A 24835-nucleotide genomic window follows, 5' to 3' on the forward strand; every position below is an offset into this window, starting at 1 on the left:
CTACCTCCTATACAAAGTATTTTTACGTATCTAAAATAAGGTTGTCCTATCTTAATATATGATGATACATAAAATAAGGGAACAAATACTGTGGATATTTTCACAAATAGAGTAAATAATACATTTATCATTCTTCCAATTGATATATAAAAGTGATAGAATATATAATAAGATTTTTATTGGATATGTTTAATAGAATTAGGGGGCAGGATTATGGGCAAAACAGTAGATATTAATTGGGCTGAATTAGGATTTAACTATATTAAAACAGACCTTCGTTACGTTTCGAGATGGAAAGATGGAAAGTGGGATGATGGAGAACTGGTTGAAGATAATAAGCTTACTATTAGCGAAGCTTCAACAGCGCTTCATTATGGACAGCAATGTTTTGAAGGTTTAAAAGCTTACCGTACAAAGGACAATAAAATCCAGCTTTTTAGACCGGATCAAAATGCAAAGCGTATGGCTGAAAGTTGTAGACGTCTATTAATGGCAGAAGTTCCGGAAGATAAGTTTATAGAAGCTTGTATTAGAGTTGTTAAGGCTAATGAAGCTTATGTGCCACCTTATGGAACTGGAGCAACTCTTTATCTTAGACCTTTCGTAATCGGTGTTGGAGATAATATTGGGGTAAAAGCGGCACCAGAGTATTTATTCTGTGTATTCTGTCTTCCAGTAGGACCTTATTTTAAAGGGGGAATGACTCCTGTAAACTTTGATATAGCAGATTATGATAGAGCTGCACCTTATGGAACAGGGGCTGCAAAGGTTGGAGGAAATTACGCAGCAAGTCTTTATCCTCATAAAGTATCCGCAGAAAAAGGCTTTGCAGATTGTATTTATTTAGACCCAGCAACTCATACTAAAATAGAAGAAGTTGGATCTGCTAACTTTTTTGGAATTACTGAAGATAATAAGTTTGTTACTCCAAGTTCACCATCTATTCTTCCAAGTATAACTAAGTATTCTCTGCTTCATGTTGCAAAAGAGTATTTAGGAATGGAAACAGAAGAGAGAGATGTTCTTGTAAATAACTTAAAGGAATTCAAAGAAGCTGGTGCCTGCGGAACAGCAGCAGTAATAACTCCAATTGGAGGAATTGAGTATAAAGGAAATCTACACGTATTCCACAGTGAAACTGAAGTAGGTCCTGTAACAAAGAAACTATATGACACTCTTTATGGGATTCAATTTGGAGATGTAGAAGCTCCAGAGGGATGGATTATAGAAGTGTAATTTAGATAATAAAGAACACTAAAGGTAAAAGTTTTTAAACATTACCTTAGTGTTCTATTTATTTATAATATATTACAAGGTGGTGTTTAAAATTTTTGATAATAAGGATATAGAAAAATATTCATCAGCTGTTACCTTATCAGACATGGAAATCTTTATATTCCCGGAGCTTCTATATAGTCTATTGTTAGCTAATATAATGTCTCCTGTTATATGGGAATGGAAGAAAGATAAATGGTTTAAAGATATTGACAAATTAAATCAATATAGAAAAATATTAAGACTTAAGCAGTATATAATGGATAATTATGATTTTAATCTGGATATTGATACTTGGGGGCTTACAACTAATGAGAAGGAAATAACACGTTTTCAACCTTTTATGGATGTTGAAACAATAAATAAGAGTAATGCTTTATTTGGATATGAAGGGGATAAGTATTATTTTAATATAGATATCAGAAAGCATTTTGGCATTGATAAATATGACTCTAATGTCATTCCGTATTGGAAGACTGAAACTGTAGAGGCGATGAATGCATTCAGATACAAAAAGGATTATAAAAAGGGGGCGGGTGAATGTGTGTCTTTATCTGTCCTTTATGCCGCTGCATTGTTTATAATATGCAAAATGCCACTTGAAAGTATATACCTACTTGTAACTCCACTTCATTCACAAAACTTTATAGATGTAAAGGAGGGAGTAGTAACAAATAATAGAAGGATTGTAACTAAAAACATGTGGTTTAATGGTACTGAGCTTACATCAAAGGCTCAAAGAGCAATACGAAATGAACAAATTACAATTATTTCTCATAACACAGGTTTTGTACATGTGGTATATCCCAAAGCAACTATAGATCATGAGGTATATATTAGCTTTGAAAAAAAGCTTAAGAAATTTCTTGTAAATGATATAGATTATGAGATATTGTGTAACTTTCTCAGGCAAGAGAGCCGGTTTCAAAAATATTTTCAGATTGAGCATGAATGTCATGGCAGGCAGAGGTACATTGCTGCTGAAAGGGCATATGCTTATGAGCATACTAGCTCTTTTAAGGTCAACGAGAGAACGAGACATAAACTACTATCTGAGATTGATGAGTATGAATTTTTACAGGAACCGATACAAGATAGAATATGTCTTAATAAATTTAATGAATTCTTTAAAGACCACAAGTTAGATTTTAGTGCTGAGAAGGATAGTATTAGTATAATGGATGAAATTCATTGCCCTCATATGTCCATGGTTAAAAAAAAGGAGATTTTAACATCCTTATATGAATTTTGCAATATAGACCCAAGATTCCCAGGAGAGAATAAATGTTTTATTAAAACAGAACCAATACAGTTATCAACAGAAATGAGCCGGGAAGAAATTATTGGTTATTTAGAATTTATTAGAAATAATAATGTTTCTGCAGATCTTTCTTTTTACGCATTGAGAGATTTTTCTAAAACTCAATGGGCGCCTTTTATAAAAGCGGCAATGGAGAGAAATCCTGTTTCAATTGTTAAGTATAAGGACTTAGGTGAAGATGAACTTATAAGTACACTAGAAAGTATGCCTAATATATCTATATATGATGGTCAAAGAATGGCCCAACCGGACGAAGTGTGTAACTATCAAAGAGGAGATGGTCTTGAAAAAGCCATATGTTTAGCTAATGTATTAAAATATAAAAATAATCATCGAAGTATAAGTATTAATGCCTCAAATGATTATATTGATATTAGTTTTGATAACAAGACTATTCATTGGTTATCAAATAAGGGCTTAAATGGTATTATTAAACTTTAAAATGAATTTTCATTACATCAAATCATAATTAACCATTTCCAAAACAGTAGTACAATTATACCATAAAGTTCAATATATACTAGATTTAAAAATAATTTATACGGATGGAAAAGTAAGAAATAGGAAGTGTTACTTCTGTGATTTGATGAATATTATAAGATAAAAGAATTTTAAATAATAAAAAATGATAAAAGAGAAGTTAATTTGGCAAAGTAACTTCTCTTTTATCATTTTTGGTTGATATGACACCAAATTTAGTAATCGTCATAAAATATACTGCAAAAAATAAAAATTATAACATATTAATTGTAAAAAATAATTTTTAAAATATATGTCTTAAGTGTAAATATTAGTACATAAAATGGAAGGTAGACTTATTTTATATAAGGTTCATTAATCTCTAAAAGGACAAAGTACTAATTCTAAATTAAAGGGGTAGGTGTCATGGAAGGAGAACAAGAAAAACCAATACAAGAGCCTATGGAGGAAAACACAGAAGAATCAGTACTAGAGTCAGTACAAGAAACAATACAGGAACCAATAGAAGAGTCAGTAGACGATATCACAGAAGAATCAGCAGAAAAGCCAATAGAAAAGCGCAAAAAAATTGTTACAGGTACAATAATTTCTCTTTGCACTTTACTTATTATTTATTTTGGAATGACAAGGTATTTTATGAATCATTTTTATTTTGGATCTGAAATTAATTCCATTAGTGTTTCAGGGAAAAGTGTAGAAGATGCCAAAATAGCAGCCATATCTCAGCTTAGGGATTATATGTTAAACCTAAAAGAGCGAGGGAGTAAAAGTGAACAGATAAAAGCTAATGATATAGGGCTAAAGTATAGTTCAGATGAGGAATTTCAGAAACTTAAAGATAGACAAAATCCTTTTAAATGGATTTTAGCATTCTTCACTGATGAGAATTGTAAAATGACAGTAGGAGTTTCATTTGATGATAAATTATTGAAAAAACAAATAGATAAGCTCTCTTGTTTTAAAAGTAGTAATATAATTGAACCAAAGAATCCTAGCTTTAAATATGTAAATAATAATTACGAGATTGTAGATGAAGTTCCAGGAAATAAGTTAGATAAAGATATTTTATATTCGCGTGTGGCAGATTCAATACCTAAGAGAGAAGCTGAAATAGATTTGGAATCAGTGGGGTGTTATATAAAGCCGGAATATAACTCAAAATCAGCAAAAATTATAAAAGTTAGGGATACACTTAACAAATACGTATCTTCAAAAATTATCTATAGTTTTGGAAAGGGGAAAGAAACTTTAGATGGTACTATAATAAATAAGTGGCTTACAGTTGATAAGAACTTTAAAGTTGCATTTGATGAGGAAAAAATAAAAAATTATATAGACGGACTTTCTAAAACTTATAATACAGTTGGGAAGACAAGAAAAATTGTTACATCATCAGGAAAAACTATAAATGTAGGTGGTGGTGATTATGGATGGTCTATTTATAAAACTAAGGAAACACAAAATTTAATTAAAGATATAAAACAAGGGAAAACTATAACAAAAGAACCGGTATACAGTCAAACTGCTTTTTCTTATGCTGACAATGATATCGGAAATACCTATGTAGAAATAAATTTAGCAAAACAATATTTATGGTTTTATAAAAATGGTTCACTAATAGTACAAGGAGATGTTGTTACAGGTAATGTAAAGAATAATCATTCAACACCTACAGGTATTTATAGTTTAAAATATAAACAAAAGGGTGCTATTTTGAGAGGACCGGGTTACGCTTCCTATGTTGCATTCTGGATGCCATTTAATAGAGGTATAGGAATTCATGATGCTAGCTGGAGAAGTGTGTTTGGAGGAAATATATATTGGACAAATGGTTCTCATGGTTGTATAAATTCGCCTTATAACCTAGCAAAGACCATATTCAATAATATTGAGGCAGGTGCTCCTGTCATCTGCTATTAGTAAACTCAACTTCATTAGGATATAAAGAAGCAACATCATCTTTGTCAACTTTAGTAATAAAAATCATATCCGTATCTTGAATATAATTCTTAAGATTTACTAAAATTTCTTCAGATGTTAAACTTGTATTAACTAAAAAACTATTAGGCATAAAGTGTGCCTAGGCACCTAATATTTTTATATGACTAGTGATTTCATAATCATCAGGTTCATGGTGATTATGATTATCTTCGCAAATGAATGAATGTAAATCTTCTATTAAATTATAAATAATTACATAAATTTAAATATATACCACCCTGTATATTGAAACTACTAAGAGATTTATGAAAGGAGAAGTTATGGAAGAAAACAAAATAACTTTTAATTCAATTGATGAATATATTTTGCAATTTTCTCCTGAGGTTCAGGAAATACTTAAAATGTTTAGAAAAATTATAAAAGACATTGCACCAGAGGCAGAAGAAAGAATGAGTTGGCAAATGCCTACTTTTGTGCTGCATGGCAATTTAGTGCATTTTGCAGCTCATAAAAATCATATAGGATTTTATCCGGCTCCTAGTGGGATTGATGCATTTAAACAAGAGCTATCTGGATATAAAGGAGCAAAAGGATCAGTACAATTTCCTTTAAATAAGCCAATGCCTTATGAGTTAGTAAGAAAGATAGTTAAATTTAGAGTTGATGAGAATATAAAAATAGCAGAAGATAAATTAAAAAAGAAGAAATAGTTATAGTTGTCGGCTATCACATCTGAGGAGAAAATTAGCGAAATTTGACTCATAAATATATATATGATAAGATTCTAAAGGATTGCTTTGAATAAAATCTATTCAGGGCATTTTTTATTTTTAACATATTAATATAATATAATATAATATAATATAAGGAACGGAAGTGAAAAAATGAAGGAATTTAAACAAGAGTGGTTTGGAAATGTAAAAGGAGATTTATTAGCTGGAATAGTAGTATGTATGGCTTTAATACCAGAAGCTATAGGATTCTCTATAGTAGCTGGTGTTGATCCTATGATGGGGGTATATTCTTCATTTTGTATTTCTGTAATTATTGCAATCTTTGGTGGAAGACCAGGAATGATTTCAGGTGCGGCTGGAGCCATGGCGTTGGTTTTAGTAAGTTTAGTAAAGAATTATGGAATAGAATATATGCTTGCAGCAACAATACTTACAGGAATTATTCAAGTTATACTAGGATTTTTAAAGATAGGTAATCTAATGAAGTTTATACCAAAGTCGGTTATGATAGGTTTTGTTAATGCATTAGGAATAATGATGTTTACGTCACAATTACAACATTTTGAAGGACCTCATGTTTTATTAATTTTAGGGGGAATAGCAATTGCTATAATTTATTTATTACCTAAATTAACAAAAACAATACCGTCTCCAATAGTAGCTATTATAGCACTTTCCCTAATTGTATTTATATTTAAAATAGATGTAAAAACTTTAGGGGACATGGGAAAGATAACAACAGATTTACCTAAGTTTTTAATACCAAATGTACCATTTAATATAGAAACACTAAGAATAATATTACCTTACTCAATGTCTCTTTCGGTTGTAGGGCTAGTAGAATCATTATTAACAGCACAGTTAGTTGATGATTTAACAGATACTTCAAGTAATAAAAACAGAGAGTGTGTAGGACAAGGATTAGGTAATGTAGTAGTAGGTTTCTTTGGCGGAATTGCTGCTTGTGGCATGGTTGGACAAACTGTTATTAATCAAAGTTATGGTGGAAGAGGACGACTTTCAACATTTGTTGCAGGAGTGTCAATGTTAACTTCTGTAATCGTGCTTAACAAATTTGTTGCTCAAATTCCAGTAGTTGCATTAGGCTCAGTTATGGTAGTTGTAGCTGCTAGTACATTTAATTGGGGATCTATCAAGAAAATAAGCAAAACACCAATAAATGATACTATTGTAATGATTACAACGGTAATAGTAGTGCTATTAACTCATAACTTAGCATATGGAGTTATAGTAGGAATTATTTTAAGTGCCCTATTCTTTTCATCTAAGATATCAGAGATTAATGTTAAGAAAATAGAGCAAGAGGGTAAAGTAGTTTATGTAGGTGAGGGACAATTGTTTTTCGCATCTACATCAAAATTTATTAACAGTTTCGATTATACAGAAAATCTAGATTCAGTAGATATAGATTGTTCAAATATAAAAATTTGGGATGAATCTGCAGTTGATGCTATAGATAAGGTAGTAATTAAATTTCATAGAAATGGTGTAACAGCTAATTTAATTGATATGAATGAAGAATGTGTAGCATTAGTTGATAAAATAGCTATACACAATAAAAAAGGCGGATTAGAATCAGGTATTGGGCATTAATTAAAAATGTAGTTATGCTTAGCATAGTAAGAATCCTAGATATGAAAATTATATCTAGGATTTTTTTATTAAATTTTTAAAATTAAATGAACAAATTTAATGCTATTGTAAACTAAAACTATCTTATAGGTTGACAATTGTTTTTTAGTGATTTATACTAATTTATATAATAATATGGAGGGAAGCTATTTAGATGAATGAACCAATCTTAGAACAAGAAAAATGGATAGATGCTTTTTCATTAAAATATCATTGGGAATATAGGTACTCACCAATAATTTGTTTGACATTAGCACTCTCTACATTATCAGATGAAATTGAAGTGGGATACTTTATTGCTAAACAAGAATTCATCATCCATAGGCATCCCTCATTGAGAGAAAATCTAATGTTTATAGGAAATGTAAAGACTAAGAAGCGTGTGAATGCTATGGATTATTTAATATGTGACTCTAAAGTCATTGAAAATCAAAATATACTAGTAGAGATGTCTTCAACGCTCATTAAAACGAATCAGCAACTTAATAAAAAGTTAGAAGTAACTGATCATAATGAAAAACTTTTTACAGCTATCACCAAGGAGCAAGTACATAATTTTAGTAGACTAAGTGAAGACCCAAATCATATTCATAAAGGAGATAGCCCTGTAGTGCAAGGCATGCTTCTTTTACTATTAATTGAAGATTATTTAGCAACAAAGAATTGTTTTATTAAAATAGGAAAAATTACATATTTTGCTCCTATAAAAGCAGATTGCAAATTGTTTTTTCATTGGGAAACATCCAAAAAACTGTCTGGAATTGTAAATAATATAAAATGTTTTACACTTACTATAAAGGAGGAATTTGTATGTCAAAAAAATTAGGAATTAGAGATATGCTTTATGCAGCATTATTTGCATCATTAATTGGCGTTTTAGGATATGTTATTGTACCACTGCCCTTTAGCCCAGTACCAATTACAGGACAAACTCTAGCAGTGATGGTTGCTGGATGTGTATTAACGCCACTTCAGGCAGGTTTGAGTGTTCTTACTTTTATATTTATAGGTGCTATAGGGGTTCCAGTATTTTCTGGCGGAGCTGCAGGCATTGGAGTTATTTTCGGAACTAAGGGCGGTTATTTGCTTGGCTTTCTAATAGGTGCTATAGTTATTAGTTTTATAAGAGGCAAAGCAAACTCTATTCCACGTATGATATTTGCTTGTATACTTGGAGGAATTATCATTGTTTATGTACTAGGGGTTCCTTGGCTTTCATATGTAACAGGTATGGGAATGAATAAAGCTATTACAGCAGGGGCTCTACCATTTATTCCAGGCGACTTATTGAAGGCTATTGCAGCTGGATTCATTGCAAAAAAAATTAATGCTCAAAGAAGAAATTAAAATGAAGACCGTAGAAAGGGTATATATTATAGGAGGGTTAAGAACCCCTATAGGGAGGACAGGCGGAGTTTTAAAATCTTATCTTCCTGAACAGTTAACAGCCTATTTAATGAATGCTTTGTTAGAAAAATATAAATTGTCCAATGAGTATATTGATGAATTTATATTAGGAAATTGCGTAGGCCCTGGAGGTAATCTTGCCCGACTATCCTTGTTGCAAGCAGGTTGGCCTCTATATGTTCCTGCTACTACTATTGATTTTCAATGCGGTTCCAGTTTAAAGGCTTTAGAAATAGCTGCAAGTTTAATTCAATCTGGAAATAGAGAGCTTATAGTTGTAGGTGGCGCAGAAAGCACAAGCTTACAACCTAATAAACAATATCATCCTAAAGATCCAAGGTTTCAAGGCGCCAATGTATTTTATAAAAGAGCACAATTTTCTTCCTTATCTATTGGTGACCCTGATATGATAGAGGGCGCTGAGAATGTAGCTGATAAGTTTGCTATAAATAGAGATGAAATGGATAAATGGGCAGTAGAGAGTCATGAAAGGGCTCTTCATGCAAGAAATGAAAAAAGATTGCAGAATGTAATTTGTCCTTTATGTATAGAACATAATATTATTGAAGAAGATGAAAGTATAAGAGAAACCGCTTCTTTAAAATTAATGAAGCGTGCCAGTGCCATTAAGGCAAAAGGAAAAATCACACCTGGAAATGGTTGCCTAACTCATGATGGGGCTGCTTTAATTTTAATGGCCTCTGAAAAAGCAGTTAGGAAATATGGTCTTTGTGCTGAAGCAGAATGGTTAGGTGGCGTAAGTGTCGGATTAGATCCAAACTTATCTCCTCTTGGACCGGTGTTTGCTGTAAAAAGATTATTAGAACAAAAACAACTATCTATTTCTCAGATAGACTCTATTGAGATAAATGAAGCTTTTGCAGTAAAAGTTCTAGCGTTTCTAAAAAGTTTTCAGTATGATGCAGAAAAGATAAATTCTTTAGGAGGGGCTCTTGCTTATGGTCATCCTTATGGAGCCTCAGGGGCCATAATTGTGCTTCATCTTTTAGAAGCACTAAAAAAACATAATGGAAGATTAGGTATTGCTACTCTTGGAGTAGCAGGTGGCCAGGGAATTGCAGCATTGATTGAAAGGTGCATAGAATAAACATGCTTATATACGAAAACATTGAAAGTAATGGGATTAAATTAGAGAATAAAATCTGTATGGTGCATGGAAAAAAAAGCATTACCTATAGAGAAACTGCCATAGCTATTGAAAATATTGCAAAGGCATTAACTAGTCAACGGAATATTGGTGAAAGAATTATTATTAAACTTTCTGACCCAATAAAGCAAATATTATATCTTCTTGCTCTTGCAAAAGCAGGGTTATCATCAGTTCTAGTAGAGAATAATGTATATCCTGAAGTTATGAATAATATAACAAAAAAGGTTAATCCATGCTATGTTATTGATGACACCTTTATTCTACCAACTAAACTAGGAGAACTACCTATTGTTTTACATGAAGATATTTTTCTTGGAGCTCTTAGCTCTGGAACTACTGGGCAACATAAGGTAATTTGGCGAGATCATAAAAGTTGGACAAGTGCTTTTCATGCCCAAAGTAAGATATTTTCAATGAATGCTGAAGATACCCTTTTTCTATCAGGTTCTCTTGTATACACTGCTAATCTAAATAGTGCCTTACATATTTTAAATGAAGGTGGAAAGGTTATTTTTTCTGAAAGTCTATATCCACGTAGCTGGATAAGAGAAATCAATGAAAAGAATGTTACTAGTATCTTTATGGTACCTTCCCATTACCGAATCTTAATTAAAAATATGAAACTGCCGCTCTCTGAAGTTCAGTCAATAGTAAGTGCTGGAGAGAAAATGGATAAAGAAACTGCTGTGGCATTAATAAAACTATTCCCTAACGCTCATATCTGTGAATATTATGGCGCTAGTGAATTGGGGCATGTTAGTTATATTCATGCAAAGGAAATCATTAAAGGCCATAGTGTAGGTAAAGCCTTTCCTGGAGTGAATTTTTGGATAGAAGATGACGTGGTATGGGTGAAAAGCCCTTATCTTGCACCTGAGTTTAGACCTAAAGTTACTGTAGGAGACTTAGGAAAGATAGATGAACAAGGTAATCTTTATATATTGGGAAGAAAAAATGAGATTATAAACAAAGGCGGAATTAAAGTTTCTCCCTGGGAAATTGAAGAAGTCCTTCGCAAGCATCCTCAAATATCAGAGGCAGTGGTGTTTGGAATTGAACATTCAATTAAGGGGCAGCAGGTGGCTGCTGTTATTGTAAAAAGAGATTCTGAGCTAACATATGAAAAAATTATAAAATTTTGCAGAGCTCATCTACCTGTACATGCCTGTCTGCAAAAAATAAAATTTGTAGAAGATATTCCTTCAAATCTGGATATAAAAAATAGCCGAAAATCATTGGCAAATTTATGGAGTTCAATTTAATATAATTTGAATACTGAAGAACACTAAAGGTAAAGGTTTTTAAGGTTACCTTAGTGTTCTATTTATTTTCATACGCGTTATGATTCTTATTGACATATAGGTTCTTCCCACCAACCAAAGGCAACTCTACCTGAAGCTGCTAAATCGGGCATCTCTGGATTAGATAAAAAGATGAGAAAAGAACCACCCGGTGGAAAGATAAATTTTCCTTGTTCATCATCTACTAATGTAGTCTCAGGTTCTCCACGACGGACGAAAGCCTTAATTCCTCCTGATGGATCTCCTTTCACATTTATTGCATATTGAAGTTGTATATTAGGATGAGGTAAAGGACAAAATGCTAAGTTCGCAGGAGTTACTAGCGTGGACTCTTGAGGTGTGCCAGAAGGGTTAGTGTTAAACCAGATTTGGGCTCGGAAGGGAGATTCGGATACATCCGTTACAGTCCAAACTGTTACATGCAAGTTTACTCCTGAATTTGCAGGATTATATAGTCTTGCCCAGGCACTTGTATCATTTCCAAAGGTCAAATTATCAGCATAGCCCACAAAGTATTTTCCTTCCAAGGATTTTGCTAAGTTAATTGGCACAGAAACAGTATAGTCTAATGATGGCTTGTTTATCGATGGTTGAATATGGTTGCAACATTGATGAAATTTATGACATTGGTTGTAATAACATTTTGCATTAGGACATATATAAGCAGCTTGGTTTGGGTATTGTAAAGAGCAATTTTCATTAGAATAGTTACACATAAGTTATACCTCCTTTTTTATTTCATTTTATTATATGTGTTCTATTAGAATGGGTGTGCTTGATAATTGATTATTTATTTAGTTTTAAATGACATGAAGCTATGCCTTGTAATATTGCTAATAGATTTAACACAATGAAAAGTATATCGAAACTTCTATAGTGTTAGTGATGCCAGTAGTATTTTTCAAACAAGCTTAACTTCGTTACATAAGGATCACTGAAGGGTCTAGTACTGAAGGTTTGTTAATATGAGAAGAATATGATATCATGTAAGCCTAAAAGAAAGGGAGGAAATGAAATTATGTCTAATTTGCCGAATTGCCCAAAATGTAATTCAGAATATACTTATGAGGATGGAATTATTCTTATTTGTCCAGAATGTGGACATGAGTGGAATTTAGAAGTAGAATCTGAAAATAGTGAAGATAATAAAGTTGTTAAAGATGCAAATGGAAATATCTTAAATGATGGTGATACTGTAATACTAATTAAAGACCTTAAGGTAAAAGGAAGTTCATCAGATTTAAAAAAGGGTACAAAAGTAAAAAATATACGTCTAGTTGATGGAGACCATAATATTGATTGTAAAATTGATGGCTTTGGAGAAATGGGATTGAAATCAGAGTTTGTTAAAAAAGCATAACCTAGTTACATGGAGTAATAAACTTAATCAGAATCAATAAGTACTACTGGGTATTAGATCAATAGAAGGAACATTTTTGAAAAATCAAGAATGTTCCTATTTATTTTGAAATAATACTGAGATAGAGTTCATACCTATATAATGCCTAGCCTTCATTGTAATTGGCATACCATTATCTCTAAATAAAAAGAGAATCAATAAAATGTATGGGTACATTTGAAATTTATTTTATAAGCGATATAATAAGCATAAAATAAAAAATTGGGGGCTATATATATGGAAAACTATGAATTAAACAAAAATTTAGCACAAATGCTTAAAGGCGGAGTAATTATGGACGTAGTAAATGCTGAGCAAGCTATCATTGCTGAAAAGGCAGGAGCATGTGCAGTTATGGCACTTGAAAAAGTACCAGCGGACATTAGAAAAGAGAGCGGAGTTGCAAGGATGTCTGATCCTAAGATGATAAAGGAAATACAAGCCGCTGTTTCTATACCAGTTATGGCAAAGGTTAGAATAGGTCATTTTGTTGAAGCTGAAATATTAGAAGCAATAGGAATTGATTTTATTGATGAAAGTGAAGTTTTGACATATGCAGATGATAAGTATCACATAGATAAAACAAGCTTTAAAGTTCCTTTCGTATGTGGAGCAAGAAATTTAGGTGAAGCTTTAAGAAGAATTGGTGAAGGGGCAGCTATGATAAGAACTAAAGGAGAAGCAGGAACAGGAGATGTAGTACAAGCTGTTAAACATATGAGATGTATCATGGATGAAATGAGAAAAGTTAAAAATTCACCGAAGGAGGAATTAATGACTTTAGCAAAAGAATTTGGAGCACCTTACCACCTTGTAGAATACGTTTGGGAAAATGGTAAGTTACCAGTAGTTAACTTTGCAGCAGGTGGAGTTGCTACACCTGCCGATGCAGCACTTATGATAAAGCTTGGAGCGGAAGGTGTATTTGTTGGTTCAGGAATATTCAAATCAGGAGATCCTGAAAAGAGAGCGAAGGCTATAGTTATGGCAACAACATACTACAATGATCCTAAGATTCTTGCTGAAATATCACAAGATATTGGAGAACCAATGGTTGGAATAAATTGTAGTGAATTAGTTACTAAATTTGAAGAAAGAGGCTGGTAAAAGTGAAAATAGCTGTACTAGCACTTCAAGGTGGAGTAGAAGAGCATATTAATCATTTAAAAGCTCTTGGGTGTGAAGCAGTTGAAGTACGAAAAGTTGAAGAACTAGATGAGTTAGATGGGCTTATTCTTCCAGGTGGAGAAAGTACCACTATTGGAAAGCTATTAAAGAAAACTGGTATCTTCAATAAGCTTAGAGAAAAGATAATAAATGGGTTCCCTGTTTGGGGAACTTGTGCTGGTATGATATTGCTTGCAAAAAATATTGAAAATGATGAAGCTAGATATCTCCAGACGATGGATATAACTGTTATGAGAAATGCTTACGGAAGTCAGATAAATAGCTTTTTAATGGAAGAAAAAATAGAAGAGTTTTCTACTGAACCAATACCTTTAGTATTTATAAGAGCACCGTATATTACAAAAGTAGAGTCTAATGTACAAATATTATGTAAGGTAAATAAGAATATTGTAGCAGTAAGACAAAATAATATGTTAGCAACATCATTTCATCCTGAATTAACAAATAACTTAGAAATACATAAGTATTTTATAAGTATGTGTAGAAAACTTTAAGTAGATATTAGGTTTAATTGATTAAACCTATGTTAGGTTTAATCAATTAAATTTAAAAAGACAAGTTTTTAATTTGAGAAATCTTAAGACATCATCTTTTTCCAGTATCTATAGTAATCAGGATAGTCATGTTTGATGTATTTAAAAAAATCATTTAAGGCGTTCCGTTTCTCAAGGCCCTTTAACATAGACTTTGGATAAGGTTGTATTCTTTCGTAGCTACCTCTAGGATCAATAACTTTAACATTTTCATCAGGTTGCAAGAATATGTGACCAAGCCGCATGTCTAGCCTTGTAAACTTTAGCCGCTTAAACTCATCAATAAGTTTTACGAGTTCAAGAGCGAGATGTTTATCAATTTTGTTTTGCTTTAAGTAATAGGATAATGTACTACCGTATACGAAACTCATAATTATGGAATAATCATTAAAATCAAAAACAGTAGGAAAGACGTTACTGTCTCGTGCCTTTGTAAGGATTTCAATTTGTCGTTTGCAAGAATTTGGATTATGAAATATCTTTAATACCTTATCATTGGGTAGGAGATAAACTTTTCCTTCGTGACCCTGGCCAATTAGCTTTAGCTTATCAACATCAAATCCGAAATAACTAGATCTATATCTAGGTCTTTTACTCATTACACCACCTCACACAATTTATATAGGAACATAGTTGAAATCACATCATAGATCAAAATCCTTACATAATTATATTTTATGGGTATAGTGTTAATTTGTTGCTAAGAGTCTTAGTTGCATTTGCATCAAAGAATGAAGCTTTTATATAAGTATTAAAGAAACTCAAAAATACACCAACACTTGATAAGACATAAAGTGTTAGTGTATTTTAATTTTAGCTTATTTAGTTTTTCTAAGAAGTTCAAAATATGTGCCGCCGCCGTAAATAATAAGGGTGTTATCATCTTTAATGAAGAAGGTAGAAACAGTACCTTTTGAGTCAGAAACGGTAATTTCTGAAGCGGAATCAGAGCTAATACCTAATTTATCTAGAGACATACGGTAATTTGTTATAAATTCATCCTTTGAAACAAGAGTTTTCTTATATATAGGATTAGTAGCTATCTTTGATATCGCTGAGGGTTCATCTCCAAAGTTGCTTGCCTTATCTTCTGAGAAGATTAAGTTTTTGCCTAGTAAACTTTCTGCAGATTCAGTACTGTAAGTTCCAGCAGAGCCATAAGCAAGAACCTTTTGAATAACCCATTCACCATAAAATACTTCTTTAGATTCAGAAGGTTCAGAAGTTGAGGAATCATTTTTAGTAGGATCAACTTCATTATCTTTATTAATATCCTTATTATTATCTTTATCATTAGATGAATCTGTAATATTAGTATTTGCCGTTTTATCTTCAGTTAGATTGCATCCGGTTAGCCCTATTAAACCAACAGAAAACATCAATACTAGAGCGAGTAAGGTGCTGGTCCATTTACTTCTTTTAAATTTACTAATCATAATAATTCTCCTTTTATAACTTGATTTATTTTTTGAGATTCCAGCAGTCAATGGAATAAAAGTTGACTCTGAAAAAAGCTTTATAAGTTTTATTATAGTGTTACCGTAGTTTTTGTATTCTGTCTCACCTATATATGTTAGAGCTGCTGCATCACAGGATATTTCACAGTCTTCGTGAATTTTATAAAAAGCATACCATATAAATGGATTAAAGAAATAAATAATCTGAAGAATAGCCATAATCCAGTTTATTAATATATCTTTTCTTTTGTAATGAGATAATTCATGAAGAAAAATATATCTTATTTCATCATCGCTTAACTTATTCATATATGCTTCAGAAACTAATATTTTAGTATTAAGAAGACCATATAAAGAAGGTGTTCTTATTTTTCTTGATGTAAGTAAAGAAATAGGATGATTTATTTTCATAATATTTTTACAATCTTTAAGAATGTCATTTAGTCTTTTATCCATCAAGACAGTATATCTTTTTCGGACATTTAAATAAAAAGATATGTTTATACAAATTGTATAAAGACTAAGCAAAATAACTCCAATCATCCAAATAAAAGCTAGTATTGTTATTATAGAATCATACTTTGAAACGCTGTTAACTTCTAAAGATGAATTAGTATTAGTTATTAGGACTTTAGAAGGTTTAGTATTAATATTATTATCACCATCTTCAGGGACATTAGGTAAAGGTGATAGTGTATCACTAGAAGGTTCATTTAACGAATTACCTTGAAATGAAATACTAATTTCATTAATAGGCAAATTTACTTTTTCAGCGGCTGTATATACTAAACTATATATGCTCATAGAACTTTCAGGGGAAAAAGGTATGAGAAGTCTTATTAGTAGTAAAATCCAAATATAATAATGCCATTTTGGACTTAGGGCTTTACTGAAGATTTTTTTAATAAGAAGTATCATTAGTGTTAGTATACTTGCAGTAATTCCAAGATAAACAACTTCCTTAAATATAAAGAGTAAATTATTCATAATAAATTACCTACTTTTCTTAGAATTTAACAATTCTTGAAGTTCTTCAATATCTTCTTCAGATAGCTTTTCATCCTTGATAAAATTAGACATAAGCATATTAAAGGAGCCGTTAAAGCATTTCTCAAGAAAGGTTTTAGTTTCTTTTCTTACGCATTCATCCTCTGATACAGCAGCATAATAAGAATAATAAGTTTTTTCTTTTTTAGCGGTAATTGCACCTTTTGTAACTAATCTTCTAATTAAGGTATGAATGGTCTTTGGATTCCAACATGTATCACTTTCTAGCTTTTCAACTATTTCACTACCAAGTATAGGAGATTTATTCCAAACTACTTTCATTACCTTCCATTCAGAATCAGATATGTTGTTCATATAATTTCAAATCCTTTCTGTACTACAATTGTAATACGAAATGATACTACAGCTGTAATACGAGTTTGTCAATACAAAAGTTCGTTGAAAATCTATAATTCGTATAAGTAAATGAATTATATTATCATGTAAAATTGTGATAATATTAAAAGGAGAATCATTTTTTCTTGTAGAGAAAATGCAGGATAAAATTCTCTATGTGACAACAAATACTTCTTCACCAGAACTGTTTATGCTTAATTTATCAACAAAAGAAAAGAAAAAAATAAATATAAAAAATGTTGATGGCATTACTCCTTCACCAGATAGAAAACAGATGATAGTTTTTCAAGGATTAGACTCAAAAAGATCCATAATACTTTGTGATGCTGAGGGCAATACTATAAAAACCATTGCCGAGGGAACAGAAGTTACAGGGGCTTCATGGTCACCTGACCAGAGTAAAATTGCCTATAGCCTTAAATTGGTATCTAATGGTAGCACAAGCACCGGAATATATGTATACGATATGGTAACGGGTAAATCTACTCAAATTGCAGTTAATGTAGTTAATGCAGGAACTAGTTGGAGTCCGTCAGGTAAAAAAATAGTATTGACTGAAGCTTTAAGTGAAAAATATAACAGTAGTATAATTCATTTAAAATAACAAGAAGTCCTATAATTTTTTTAAATTATAGGACTTCTTGTTATTTATTGTATTATTACCATAGAAAGAAAAGATGATATAATGTATTATAATATAGAAAAGAATCTAAATTTTAAAGAGTTAAAAAAATTAAGGGGATGTTTTATGAAGAATTTAACTATAGGAGTAAAATTAATGATGTTAATATGTATAACATTAATTCCAGTAATCATAGTACAGACTATTAATATATATTACAATTTTAAACGAAATACAGATCAAAAATTACAAGCGAATGTGGAACTTGCTCAAGCTATATCTACTTCCTATTTTAATTATATAGAAGAATTATGGGTACAAGAGCTCATTATAAGTAAAGAAATACTTACAGAACCGAATAATACGAAAAAAATACAGTCCTATTTAGAGAGTGTAATTAATACTGAGGAGACGGCTTTACATAGATTATCATGGGTTAACCCTCAGGGAACAGCAACTGCAAGTACTTTAAAATATATGATTGGTCAATCTATAGCTGAAAGAGAATATTTTAAGAAAATACTAGCAGGGGAAGAAAAGGTGTTTGCTGATTTAACAAAAAGCTACATTGATGGGACTAGTGTAGTTCCTGTAGCAAGAGCAGTTAGAAAAGATGGAAAGCTAATAGGAGTATTAGTAGCTTCCCTTGATACCAATAGACTAGTATCATATATACCTAATGTTAAGTTGAACGCAGGAGATATATTAAGATTAGTAGATAGTAATGGAAATATTGTATATGATAATACTAGAAGTAAATTAACTTTTGAAGAAAGAAAAATGCCTAGTGAGGCTCTCTTAGAGGAAGCTTTTCAAGGGAAGATTTCTAAACTAGCCAAATATAAATCGAGCTTAGATGGAGTTTATAGAATGGGAGTTGGATACCCAATGAAAGAACTTGGATGGGTATGCTATATAAGTTCAGTAAGAAGTCTAGTATTAAAGGACACATATAGAGTAGCTATACAGTCTATAGTTTGTTTCATAGTTGTACTAGCACTATCGATATTAGTGTCATATAAATTTGGGAAAAAATAGTAGAGCCATTACTTGTGCTAAAAAGTAAAGCAGATGAGCTAAAGGAAGGAAACTATTCTGTTAGGACTAATATTACTGGTTCTGATGAAATAGAATCAACAGCAGAAGCCTTCGATCTTATGGCAGACAGCATAGAGCAATATGATAAAATGAAAAGTCAATTTTTTAGTAACTTATCTCATGAATTTAAAACTCCTATTAATGTAATATACTCTAGTACTCAGTTAATTGAAAGTTTTAAAGATACTTTAGAGGATGCTGAATTTAAAAACAAAACTATAAAGAATATAGCGGGAATAAAACAAAATTGCTATCGACTCATGAGACTAGTAGATAATATGATAGATGTTACACGATATGATTCAGGAAATTTAAAAATGAATCTTTACAATCTAAATATAGTGAGCATTATAGAAAATGTCAGTCTTTCAGTTGTTAAATTCGCAGATCAAAAAAATGTAACCATTATATTTGATACTGATGTTGAGGAGAAAGAAATATCTTGTGATCCTTACATGATTGAAAGAATACTACTTAATCTAATATCAAATTCACTTAAATTTACCGATGGAGGTGGATTTATTTATATAAATGTTTATGACAAAGAAGATAAGGTTGTTTTTTCGGTAAGAGACACTGGAATTGGTATTCCAGAAGATAAGCTTTCTATTATATTTGATAGATTTAGACAGATTGATACATCTTTAAGTAGAAATCAAGAAGGAAGTGGCCTGGGACTATCTATTGTAAAAGCTTTAGTGGAGGCGCAAAAAGGAAGTATAACTGTAGCTAGTGAACCAGGTAAAGGTACAGAATTTATAGTAGAGCTACCTACAACCTTATTGCCACAAGATAATAAAGAAAATGAAAGAATATCATTTGAAAATCGTAGCAATACTATACAAAAGATCCAAATAGAGTTTTCGGATATATATTCTATTAGAGAAAAAATAAATAAATTATAGAGCACTAAGACTTAAAAATCTTGGTGTTTTTTCATTTAATTTTGCATTGACATAAAAATATTAAAAGTATAAAATTGATGTAATCGAACTAACGTTCATGGGAGATGAGAACATGGGAGATTTTAAAATACATTCAAAATTCAAGCCAACAGGGGATCAACCATCGGCTATAGATAGCATAGTTAGAGGAATTAATAACAATGAGAAGTTTCAAACATTATTAGGGGTAACGGGATCAGGTAAGACTTTTACTATGGCCAATATTATTGAGAGAGTTCAAAAACCTACATTAATATTAGCTCATAATAAGACCTTAGCAGCACAGTTAACTTCGGAGTTTCGTGAGTTTTTTCCAGAAAATGCTGTAGAATACTTTGTTTCATATTATGACTACTACCAACCAGAAGCCTATTTACCACATACTGATACTTTTATCGAAAAAGATGCTGCTATAAATGATGAAATTGATAAATTAAGACATTCGGCTACATCAGCACTACTTGAGAGAAAAGATGTGATAGTAGTAGCTTCTGTTTCTTGTATTTATGGTCTAGGTAATCCAGAGGAGTACAAGAAGCTTACTGTATCTCTTAGAGAAGGCATGCAGAAGGATAGAGATGAGGTAATGCGACAACTTGTTGATATACAATATGAAAGAAATGAAATGAATTTTGTGAGAGGTACCTTTAGAGCCAGAGGAGATACATTAGATATTTTCCCAGCATCTTCATCAAGTAGTGGTATAAGAGTTGAATTTTTTGGAGATGAAATAGATAAGATAAGAGAATTTGATGTTTTAACGGGAAATATTTTGAGTACCAGAAATCATGTATCTATATTTCCAGCATCTCACTTTGCTACCTCAAAAGATAGATTAGAAATTGCTATAAAGAAGATTGAAGAAGAATTAGAAAATACAGTTAAAGAGTTTGTATCTGAAGAAAAGCTTTTAGAGGCTCAGAGAATAAAACAGAGAACGAATTTTGACATAGAGATGATGAGAGAAATCGGATATTGTAGTGGGATTGAAAATTATTCGAGAGTTTTAGACGGCAGAGCTGCAGGAACGCCACCACAGACATTAATAGATTATTTCCCGGGCGATTTTTTGTTGTTTATTGATGAAAGCCATGTTACTTTGCCGCAAGTTAAGGCAATGTATGGTGGAGATAGATCAAGGAAAGAGAATTTAGTAGGGTATGGATTTAGACTTCCTTGTGCTTTTGACAATAGACCATTAAAATTTGATGAATTTGAGGGAAAGATGAATCAAACTCTGTTTGTAAGTGCTACTCCTGCACAGTATGAGCTTGATCACTCAACAAATGTTGCAGAACAAATTATAAGACCTACTGGTCTATTAGATCCGGAAATAATAGTGAAACCTATAAAGGGTCAAATAGATGATTTATATGGAAGTATTAGGGAGACTATTGATAAAGGATTTAGAATTTTAGTTACTACCCTTACAAAGAAAATGTCAGAGGATTTAACAGATTATCTAAAAGAGATGGGAATTAAAACAGAGTATCTTCATTCAAGTATTGATACTATGAAAAGAATGGAGATAATAAGAGATCTTAGACAAGGTGAATTTGATGTTCTTGTAGGAATTAATCTTTTAAGAGAAGGACTAGATATTCCAGAAGTAGCTTTAGTGGCAATTCTAGATGCAGATAAGGAAGGGTTTTTAAGATCAGAAACTTCTCTTATACAAACTATAGGAAGAGCTGCAAGAAATTCAGAGAGTAAGGTTATAATGTATGCAGATAGAATTACTAAAGCTATGAACAGCGCTATTAGTGAAACTAATAGAAGAAGAGCAATTCAGATGGAGTATAACGAAAAGAATGGAATAACTCCAACAACGGTATTAAAAGATGTTAGAGCTGTACTGCAAACTAAGGTTACAGAAGAATCAGGTATTTATAGTGCTGATTCACAAACAGAAAAGCTTTCTAAGAAGGATATTGAAAAGCTTATAGCTAAACAAGAAAAGGAAATGAAGCAAGCAGCTAAGGAATTACAATTTGAAAGAGCAGCACAGCTACGTGATGAGATAAATAAGCTAAAAGAAAAACTAATGTAAATTAGCTACTGGTTAATAAAGAAGGGAGTAAACATGAAGGATAAAATATTCATAAAGGGTGCTAAGGTTCATAACTTAAAAAATGTAGACTTAGAAATTCCTAGAGATAAACTAGTGGTATTCACTGGCCTTTCAGGGTCAGGAAAATCATCACTAGCTTTTGATACTCTATATGCAGAAGGGCAAAGAAGATATGTAGAATCCTTATCCTCATATGCAAGGCAGTTCCTAGGTCAAATGGATAAGCCAGATGTTGAATATATAGAAGGGCTATCTCCAGCTATATCTATAGATCAGAAGACAACCAGTAAGAATCCACGTTCAACTGTTGGAACTGTTACAGAGATATATGATTACTTAAGATTATTATATGCTAAGATAGGTATACCCCATTGCCCTAAATGCGGAAAGGAAATTACTCAGCAAACCATAGATATGATGGTGGATAAGATATTAGAGATTCCAGAGAGAACAAAGATACAAATTTTAGCTCCTATAATTAAGGGAAGAAAAGGGCAGCATACAAAGGTTTTAGAAAATATAAAGAAAAATGGGTTTGTAAGAGCAAGAATTGATGGGGAGATTTTAGACCTACAAGAAGAAGAGGTAAATCTTGATAAGAATAAAAAACATAATATTGAAGCAGTAGTAGACAGATTAGTTGTAAAAGAAGGAATTTCAACTAGACTTACAGACTCTCTTGAAACAGCCTTAAAGATAGCAGAAGGGTTAGTAATAGTAGATATAATTGATGGAGAAGAAATTTTATTTAGTGAAAAATTTGCGTGTCCTGACTGTGGTATAGGTATAGATGAACTTGCCCCTAGATCTTTTTCATTTAATGCTCCTTTTGGAAAATGTGATAAATGTGATGGAATAGGAAGCTTAATGGAAATAGATGAAGACTTAGTAATACCTGATAAGAGTAAGAGTATCTTAGAGGGGGCTATAATGACTTTAGGAGATGGAGCGCTAAAAGAAGAGTCATGGACTTTTAGTATATTAAAGGCTTTATCAAAAGAGTATAAATTTGATTTAAATACTCCAGTAGAAGAACTTCCAAGAGATATTTTAGATTATATTTTATACGGACTCCAGGGAGATAAGATAACTGTAGAATACGTTAAGGAAGATAAGCAAGGATTATATAGCCACAGGTACGAAGGATTAATTAATAATCTTAGAAGAAGATATATGGAAACAAATTCAGATTATATAAAAGGACAAATAGAGCAGTACATGAGTGACACTCCTTGTCCTAAATGTAATGGCGCAAGATTAAGACCAGAGATTTTATCAGTAACTGTGGGTGGGAAAAATATATTTGAGTTTACGAGTATGGCTATTAAGGATGAATTAGCTTTTATAGATAATTTAGAGTTATCAGAGAAAAATGCTATCATCTCTAATCAAATTATAAATGAAATAAAAAGTAGGTTAAAATTCTTAGTAGATGTAGGGTTAGACTATTTAAATCTAACTAGAAAAGCGGGTACACTATCAGGGGGAGAATCTCAGAGAATAAGACTGGCAAGTCAAATTGGATCTGGACTTGTTGGAGTTTTATATATTCTCGATGAGCCCAGCATAGGATTACATCAAAGAGATAATGATAGACTAATTGGAACTTTAAAACATCTTAAAGAACTAGGAAATACTTTAGTTGTAGTTGAACACGATGAAGATACAATTAGAGCAGCTGACTTTATTGTTGATATTGGTCCAGGAGCTGGTGAACATGGTGGAAATATTGTGGTTGCTGGTGATATATCTGCTGTAAAAGAATGTGCTGTTTCAATAACAGGTGAATATTTAACGGGTAAAAAGAAAATAGAAGTTCCTAGTGAAAGAAGAAAAGGTAATGGAAATGTTATAAAGGTCTGTGGAGCGAAAGAAAATAACCTTAAAAATGTAAGTGTAGATTTCCCATTAGGAGTACTTACTTCTGTTACTGGAGTTTCAGGTTCAGGAAAAAGTACATTAGTAAATGAAATACTTTATAAGGGACTTAATAAGAAGATTAATAGATCTAAGAATATTCCGGGACTGCATGATGATATTCTAGGTTTTGAAAATATAGATAAAATAATAAATATAGATCAAAATCCAATAGGAAGAACTCCAAGGTCTAATCCTGCTACCTATACCGCTTTATTTGATATTATAAGAGAGATTTTTTCTAACACGCCAGAAGCTAAGATGAAAGGATATAAGCCAGGAAGATTTAGCTTCAATGTTAAAGGTGGGCGATGTGAAGCTTGCCATGGAGATGGTATAATTAAAATAGAAATGCAATTTTTATCTGACGTATATGTTCCTTGTGAGGTGTGTAAAGGGAAGAGATACAACAGAGAGACTTTAGAGGTTAAGTATAAGGGTAAGAATATTGATGAAATATTAAACATGACTGTTGAAGAAGGAGTAGAGTTCTTCAAAAATATTCCGAGAGCAAAAAATAAGCTAGAAACTTTAATGGATGTTGGACTTGGGTATGTTAGGCTTGGACAACCGTCAACACAGTTATCAGGTGGAGAAGCTCAAAGAATTAAATTAGCTTATGAACTTTCAAAGAGAAGTACGGGAAAGACATTATTTATTCTTGATGAACCTACAACTGGTCTTCATACAGATGATGTAAGTAGACTTATAACTATACTCCAACGTTTAGTTGAAGTAGGTAATACAGTTGTGGTGATAGAGCATAATCTAGATGTTATAAAATGTTCAGATCATATAATAGATTTAGGACCAGAAGGTGGAGACAAAGGAGGAACTATATTAGATATAGGAACTCCGGAGAAAATATCTAAAAATAAAAATTCATACACAGGATATTATTTGAAAAACATGTTATAAT

At 31.7% G+C, this 24835-nt stretch carries 22 protein-coding genes; 17 read left to right on the forward strand and 5 right to left on the reverse strand.

Annotated features, from left to right (window positions below; translation table 11 throughout):
• Positions 1 to 213 precede the first annotated feature (213 nt).
• The 3 genes from ACX0KU_RS07430 to ACX0KU_RS07440 all read left to right on the forward strand — a co-directional run bounded on the left by ACX0KU_RS07430 (position 214) and on the right by ACX0KU_RS07440 (position 4996).
• Positions 214 to 1236, forward strand: coding sequence for a branched-chain amino acid aminotransferase (locus tag ACX0KU_RS07430; protein ID WP_472992254.1), 1023 nt, complete (start codon positions 214 to 216; stop codon positions 1234 to 1236).
• 79 nt (positions 1237 to 1315) lie between these two features.
• On the forward strand, positions 1316 to 3037 hold the full coding sequence (locus ACX0KU_RS07435; protein ID WP_472992255.1) for a hypothetical protein: 1722 nt from the start codon (positions 1316 to 1318) through the stop codon (positions 3035 to 3037).
• Positions 3038 to 3481: 444 nt separating this feature from the next.
• On the forward strand, positions 3482 to 4996 hold the full coding sequence (locus tag ACX0KU_RS07440; protein WP_472992256.1) for a L,D-transpeptidase family protein: 1515 nt from the start codon (positions 3482 to 3484) through the stop codon (positions 4994 to 4996).
• Here ACX0KU_RS07440 and ACX0KU_RS07445 read toward each other — a convergent pair.
• On the reverse strand, positions 4983 to 5147 hold the full coding sequence (locus tag ACX0KU_RS07445) for a hypothetical protein (protein WP_472992257.1): 165 nt from the start codon (positions 5145 to 5147) through the stop codon (positions 4983 to 4985). The two genes, ACX0KU_RS07440 and ACX0KU_RS07445, sit on opposite strands and share 14 nt — an antisense overlap.
• A 190-nt stretch (positions 5148 to 5337) precedes the next feature.
• Between ACX0KU_RS07445 and ACX0KU_RS07450 the strand changes: the two genes are divergently transcribed.
• The 6 genes from ACX0KU_RS07450 (at position 5338) to ACX0KU_RS07475 (ending at position 11244) form a co-directional block, all read left to right on the forward strand.
• Positions 5338 to 5727: an iron chaperone gene (locus tag ACX0KU_RS07450; protein ID WP_472992258.1), complete on the forward strand. Its 390-nt coding sequence runs from the start codon at positions 5338 to 5340 to the stop codon at positions 5725 to 5727.
• 174 nt (positions 5728 to 5901) lie between these two features.
• Positions 5902 to 7365 (forward strand): SulP family inorganic anion transporter, encoded by a 1464-nt coding sequence (locus tag ACX0KU_RS07455; RefSeq protein WP_472992259.1) that lies wholly within the window; start codon positions 5902 to 5904, stop codon positions 7363 to 7365.
• A gap of 193 nt (positions 7366 to 7558) precedes the next feature.
• Entirely contained in the window at positions 7559 to 8230 is a 672-nt protein-coding gene (locus ACX0KU_RS07460; protein WP_472992261.1) for a hypothetical protein, read from the forward strand.
• Positions 8215 to 8751 (forward strand): biotin transporter BioY, encoded by a 537-nt coding sequence (locus tag ACX0KU_RS07465; protein WP_472992262.1) that lies wholly within the window; start codon positions 8215 to 8217, stop codon positions 8749 to 8751. Before ACX0KU_RS07460 ends, ACX0KU_RS07465 begins: the two co-directional genes overlap by 16 nt.
• 1 nt (position 8752) lies before the next feature.
• Positions 8753 to 9919, forward strand: a complete 1167-nt coding sequence (locus ACX0KU_RS07470; RefSeq protein WP_472992263.1) for a thiolase family protein — start codon at positions 8753 to 8755, stop codon at positions 9917 to 9919.
• 2 nt (positions 9920 to 9921) lie between these two features.
• Positions 9922 to 11244: an AMP-binding protein gene (locus ACX0KU_RS07475; RefSeq protein WP_472992265.1), complete on the forward strand. Its 1323-nt coding sequence runs from the start codon at positions 9922 to 9924 to the stop codon at positions 11242 to 11244.
• 86 nt (positions 11245 to 11330) lie between these two features.
• Here the strand turns inward: ACX0KU_RS07475 and ACX0KU_RS07480 are convergent, their stop codons facing one another.
• Complete coding sequence (locus ACX0KU_RS07480) at positions 11331 to 11834, reverse strand: DUF6143 family protein (RefSeq protein ID WP_472992266.1); 504 nt, start codon at positions 11832 to 11834, stop codon at positions 11331 to 11333.
• A 467-nt stretch (positions 11835 to 12301) separates the two neighbouring features.
• On the opposite strand from ACX0KU_RS07480, the gene ACX0KU_RS07485 reads away from it, so the two are divergent.
• From ACX0KU_RS07485 to pdxT, 3 genes are all read left to right on the forward strand, one after another.
• Positions 12302 to 12643, forward strand: a complete 342-nt coding sequence (locus ACX0KU_RS07485; RefSeq protein ID WP_472992267.1) for a zinc ribbon domain-containing protein YjdM — start codon at positions 12302 to 12304, stop codon at positions 12641 to 12643.
• A 270-nt stretch (positions 12644 to 12913) separates the two neighbouring features.
• Positions 12914 to 13789 carry a pyridoxal 5'-phosphate synthase lyase subunit PdxS gene (gene pdxS, locus ACX0KU_RS07490; protein WP_472992418.1) on the forward strand — a complete coding sequence of 292 codons (876 nt, stop codon included), beginning with the start codon at positions 12914 to 12916 and terminating at the stop codon, positions 13787 to 13789.
• A 2-nt stretch (positions 13790 to 13791) separates the two neighbouring features.
• Entirely contained in the window at positions 13792 to 14364 is a 573-nt protein-coding gene (gene pdxT / locus ACX0KU_RS07495) for a pyridoxal 5'-phosphate synthase glutaminase subunit PdxT (RefSeq protein WP_472992269.1), read from the forward strand.
• 83 nt (positions 14365 to 14447) lie between these two features.
• Here pdxT and ACX0KU_RS07500 read toward each other — a convergent pair whose 3' ends face one another.
• The 3 genes from ACX0KU_RS07500 to ACX0KU_RS07510 form a co-directional block, all read right to left on the reverse strand.
• The gene (locus ACX0KU_RS07500; RefSeq protein ID WP_472992270.1) at positions 14448 to 15002 is read right to left on the reverse strand and encodes a serine/threonine protein kinase; all 555 of its coding nucleotides are present in this window, start codon (positions 15000 to 15002) and stop codon (positions 14448 to 14450) included.
• Positions 15003 to 15221: 219 nt separating this feature from the next.
• Positions 15222 to 16847, reverse strand: coding sequence for a M56 family metallopeptidase (locus ACX0KU_RS07505; RefSeq protein ID WP_472992272.1), 1626 nt, complete (start codon positions 16845 to 16847; stop codon positions 15222 to 15224).
• Between the two features lie 6 nt (positions 16848 to 16853).
• A complete protein-coding gene (locus ACX0KU_RS07510; RefSeq protein ID WP_472992274.1) occupies positions 16854 to 17222 on the reverse strand; it encodes a BlaI/MecI/CopY family transcriptional regulator in 369 nt (122 codons plus the stop codon).
• A 136-nt stretch (positions 17223 to 17358) separates the two neighbouring features.
• On the opposite strand from ACX0KU_RS07510, the gene ACX0KU_RS07515 reads away from it, so the two are divergent.
• From ACX0KU_RS07515 to uvrA, 5 genes are all read left to right on the forward strand, one after another.
• Positions 17359 to 17868, forward strand: coding sequence for a TolB family protein (locus ACX0KU_RS07515; protein WP_472992276.1), 510 nt, complete (start codon positions 17359 to 17361; stop codon positions 17866 to 17868).
• Positions 17869 to 18012: 144 nt separating this feature from the next.
• Positions 18013 to 18924: a cache domain-containing protein gene (locus tag ACX0KU_RS07520; protein WP_472992278.1), complete on the forward strand. Its 912-nt coding sequence runs from the start codon at positions 18013 to 18015 to the stop codon at positions 18922 to 18924.
• Between the two features lie 14 nt (positions 18925 to 18938).
• The gene (locus tag ACX0KU_RS07525; RefSeq protein ID WP_472992280.1) at positions 18939 to 19889 is read left to right on the forward strand and encodes a HAMP domain-containing sensor histidine kinase; all 951 of its coding nucleotides are present in this window, start codon (positions 18939 to 18941) and stop codon (positions 19887 to 19889) included.
• Positions 19890 to 20001: 112 nt separating this feature from the next.
• Positions 20002 to 21978 (forward strand): excinuclease ABC subunit UvrB, encoded by a 1977-nt coding sequence (gene uvrB, locus ACX0KU_RS07530; RefSeq protein WP_472992282.1) that lies wholly within the window; start codon positions 20002 to 20004, stop codon positions 21976 to 21978.
• Positions 21979 to 22011: 33 nt separating this feature from the next.
• Positions 22012 to 24834 (forward strand): excinuclease ABC subunit UvrA, encoded by a 2823-nt coding sequence (gene uvrA / locus ACX0KU_RS07535; protein ID WP_472992283.1) that lies wholly within the window; start codon positions 22012 to 22014, stop codon positions 24832 to 24834.
• The last annotated feature ends 1 nt before the right edge of the window (position 24835 follow it).

This window comes from Clostridium sp. X (assembly GCF_055755365.1).